Annotated in this window: 3 protein-coding genes and 1 pseudogene; 3 read left to right on the forward strand and 1 reads right to left on the reverse strand. The window is 65.8% G+C overall.

Features of this window, described 5'->3' with window-relative positions:
• Positions 1 to 29 precede the first annotated feature (29 nt).
• From atpD to EOA75_RS34620, 3 genes and pseudogenes are all read left to right on the forward strand, one after another.
• On the forward strand, positions 30 to 1430 hold the full coding sequence (gene atpD / locus EOA75_RS30460; RefSeq protein WP_245466786.1) for a F0F1 ATP synthase subunit beta: 1401 nt from the start codon (positions 30 to 32) through the stop codon (positions 1428 to 1430).
• A gap of 98 nt (positions 1431 to 1528) precedes the next feature.
• Positions 1529 to 1936, forward strand: a complete 408-nt coding sequence (locus EOA75_RS30465; RefSeq protein WP_067001534.1) for a F0F1 ATP synthase subunit epsilon — start codon at positions 1529 to 1531, stop codon at positions 1934 to 1936.
• 196 nt (positions 1937 to 2132) lie between these two features.
• Positions 2133 to 2271, forward strand: a pseudogene (locus tag EOA75_RS34620) (S26 family signal peptidase); the annotation flags it as partial.
• 71 nt (positions 2272 to 2342) lie between these two features.
• On the opposite strand, the gene EOA75_RS30475 reads toward EOA75_RS34620, so the two are convergent.
• Positions 2343 to 3656: mannitol dehydrogenase family protein (locus EOA75_RS30475; RefSeq protein WP_164747681.1), on the reverse strand; the 1314-nt coding region annotated here is incomplete at its 5' end.

Here is a 3656-nt window from a genome sequence, read left to right on the forward strand (position 1 = left end):
CGGCGAAGCGGGTCGGCGCCGCCGGCAAGGTGCGCCAGGTCATCGGCGCCGTCGTCGACGTCCAGTTCGAAGATCATTTGCCGGCCATTCTGAATGCGCTGGAAACCGACAATGTCGGCAACCACCTGGTCCTCGAAGTCGCCCAGCATCTCGGCGAGAACACCGTGCGCTGCATCGCCATGGACTCGACCGAAGGTCTCGTGCGCGGCCAGGATGTCTATGACACCGGCGGACCGATTTCGGTGCCGGTCGGCCCGGGCATGCTCGGCCGCATCATCAACGTCATCGGCGAGCCGGTCGACGAGGCCGGCCCCGTCGACGCCGTCGAAATGCGCGCCATCCACCAGCCGGCTCCGGCCTATGTCGACCAGTCGACGGAAGCGCAGATCCTGGTCACCGGCATCAAGGTCCTCGACCTGCTGGCGCCTTACGCCCGCGGCGGCAAGATCGGCCTGTTCGGCGGCGCCGGCGTCGGCAAGACCGTGCTGATCCAGGAGCTGATCAACAACGTCGCCAAGGCCCACGGCGGCTTCTCGGTGTTCGCCGGCGTCGGCGAGCGCACCCGCGAAGGCAACGACCTCTATCACGAGTTTATCGAATCGGGCGTCAACAAGAAGGGCGGCGGCCAGGGCTCGAAGGCCGCGCTGGTGTACGGCCAGATGAACGAGCCGCCGGGCGCGCGCGCCCGCGTCGGCCTGACCGGCCTCACCGTCGCCGAGTATTTCCGCGACCAGGGCCAGGACGTGCTGTTCTTCGTCGACAACATCTTCCGCTTCACCCAGGCGGGATCGGAAGTGTCGGCGCTGCTCGGCCGCATCCCCTCGGCCGTGGGCTATCAGCCGACGCTCGCCACCGACATGGGCGCGCTGCAGGAGCGCATCACGACCACGACCAAGGGTTCGATCACCTCGGTGCAGGCCATCTACGTTCCGGCCGACGACTTGACCGACCCGGCGCCGGCCACGTCCTTCGCCCACCTCGACGCCACGACCGTGCTCAACCGCGCGATCTCGGAAAAGGGCATCTACCCGGCCGTTGATCCGCTCGACTCGACCTCGCGTATGCTCGACCCGATGGTCGTCGGCGAGGAGCACTACCAGGTCGCCCGCCAGGTGCAGTCGATCCTGCAGCGCTACAAGTCGCTGCAGGACATCATCGCCATCCTTGGCATGGACGAGCTGTCGGAAGAGGACAAGCAGACCGTTGCCCGCGCCCGCAAGATCGAGCGCTTCCTGTCGCAGCCGTTCTTCGTCGCCGAAGTGTTCACGGGCTCGCCGGGCAAGCTGGTCGACCTTGCCGACACCATCAAGGGCTTCAAGGGCCTTTGCGCCGGAGATTACGACCATCTGCCCGAAGCCGCCTTCTACATGGTCGGCGGCATTGAGGAAGCGGTCGAGAAGGCGCAGCGCCTGGCGGCTGAGGCGGCGTAAAGAAGCGAATAGCGAATAGGGAGTAGCGAATAGGGATCAGTGGGCCGGCCGAGTTTTTCACTACTCGCTACTCGCTATTCCCTACTCGCTAGATTGGCATGGCTGAAGCTTTCAAGTTCGAACTGGTCTCGCCGGAGCGGCTGCTCGTTTCCGAGCAGGTCGAGTCCGTCGTCATCCCGGGCGCCGAAGGCGAGATGACCGTGATGGCGCAGCACGCTCCGGTCATGACCACGATCAAGCCCGGCGTCGTCACGGTGAAAACCGCGGCAGGCAAGGAAGAGCGCTACGTCGTGTTCGGCGGCTTCGCCGACATCCTGCCCTCCGGCTGCACGCTGCTGGCCGAATCGGCGGTCGCCGTCGGCGACATCGACCGCGCTGATCTCGCCCGCCGCATCCAGGAAGCCAGGGAAGACGCCGCCGACGCCAAGGACGACGAAGCCCGCAGCAAGGCCGAGCAGTTTCTCAGCCAGCTCACCACGTTGGAAGGCGCGCTGCTGCCGGCCTGACGGCGGCATCTTAGGATGGACTGAAAGAGAGCGGGCTTGCCCCGCGGGCTTGCCCCGCTTTTTTGTTTGCCTCGTTTGCCCGTTTTCTCGTTTGGGAGACAGTTCGCCCTGCTTGTCAGGGTGTCTTGCGGTTTCATGCAAACGGCGAGCCGCTCTATCTTCTTGTTTGGGTGATCGACCCGACACGAGTTGGGCAGGCGACGACACGCCGGAAATCGTCGTGCCGCCTGATGAATATTTCATGCTCGGCGACAACCGCGACAATTTGGCCGACAGCCGCTTCACCGGGCACGGTGCCGTACGGCAATCTCGTTGGCAAGGCAGTGCGCCTGTTCTGGACGGGGCCTACTCTGCCGCACGGCAGGTCGTGAACGAGTCGGGCGAGTAGTCTCGGTGCAGAGACGCGCTACTCGGCCAGCCGGGGCGGTTCCTTGCCGATGCCGAGCGCCGCGAGAGCCAGCTTCGGACCGCCCTGCTTGAAATGGACGAGATGCGTGGCGACAAACTCGATCAATTTCTGTCGCTCCGGATGATCTTTGGCAAAGCCGGCGAGGTCGAACACGGCCTCGGCCATTGTTGCCGTCGGCAGATTGCGGCCGAACAGGTTGCTGAGGGCGTCGTCGAGCGGGTCGGTGAAATGACCCTCCGGCAAGCTGCCACCGCGCGCGGAGCATGCGGCGATCCAGGCGGCGACAACCAGCGACAGATGTTCCGGCAGCAGGCCCGCCTCCAGCCGGGCAAGCGCGGAAGCGACGATGCGCTGCGGCAGTTTCTGGCTGCCGTCATTGGCGATCTGCGCCGTTCGATGGGCAAGCGCGGTGTTGGAGAAGCGCTGGGCGAGCTCGGCCGTGTAGGCGGCCGTATCGAGGCCTGCATCCTGGGGCAGCGTCGGCACGGCTTCGGCCCACAATGCGTCGACAAACCGTCGGATCGACGGGTCGGCGAAGGCGCGGTCGACGGTGGCGTGGCCGCTGAGCAGGCCAAGATAGGCGATGCCGGAATGCGCGCCGTTGAGCAGCCTCAGCTTCATGTCCTCGAAGGGACCGACATCCCCGACCATGGTGACGCCGAATTTCTCCCAGGCCGGCCGCCCGGTGGGGAAACGATCCTCAATCACCCATTGGCAGAACGGCTCGGTCATCACCGGCCAGGCATCCTCGAGACCAAGCTCGCCGGCGATGCGCGCCCGGTCGGCGTCGGTGGTCGCAGGCACGATGCGGTCGACCATGGAAGACGGGAAGGCCACTTCGTTGGCGACATGGCGGGCGAGTTCGGTATCGCCCTGTCGAGCGAGCCCGGCATCGCCCTGTCGAGCGAGCCGTAAGTCGCGCAGTTTCGCGAACTCGATCAGCAGGCGGTGCAGCGTGGCGCCGTTGGCCGGAAGGTTGTCGCAGCACAGCACCGTGAAGGGCGGCGTGCCGGCGGCGCGGCGGCGCGCAAGCGCCTCGGCCAGGAAACCATGCGCCGTCTTCGGCGATCCAGGGTTTCCCAGATCGTGGACGATATCGGGATGAGTTTCGTCGAGGCTGCCGTCGGCGGCCCTCAGATAGGCCTTTTCGGTGATGGTCAGCGTGACGATGCGGGTGCGCGGATCGGTGAGCGCGGTAAGCACGGCGTCCGGATATTCGGGCGCCACCAGCAACGACACGATCGAGCCGATGATCTGCAACTGCTCGCCGGCGCTTTCCCTCACCGCCAGCGTGTAGAGACCGTCCTGCGG

It is taken from the genome of Mesorhizobium sp. M1A.F.Ca.IN.022.07.1.1 (genome assembly GCF_003997575.1).
Classification (GTDB): domain Bacteria; phylum Pseudomonadota; class Alphaproteobacteria; order Rhizobiales; family Rhizobiaceae; genus Mesorhizobium.

Bases quoted from the DNA above. Each gene is read 5' to 3' on its own strand.
- EOA75_RS30465 (WP_067001534.1), top strand. From the start codon at position 1,529: ATGGCTGAAGCTTTCAAGTTCGAACTGGTCTCGCCGGAGCGGCTGCTC.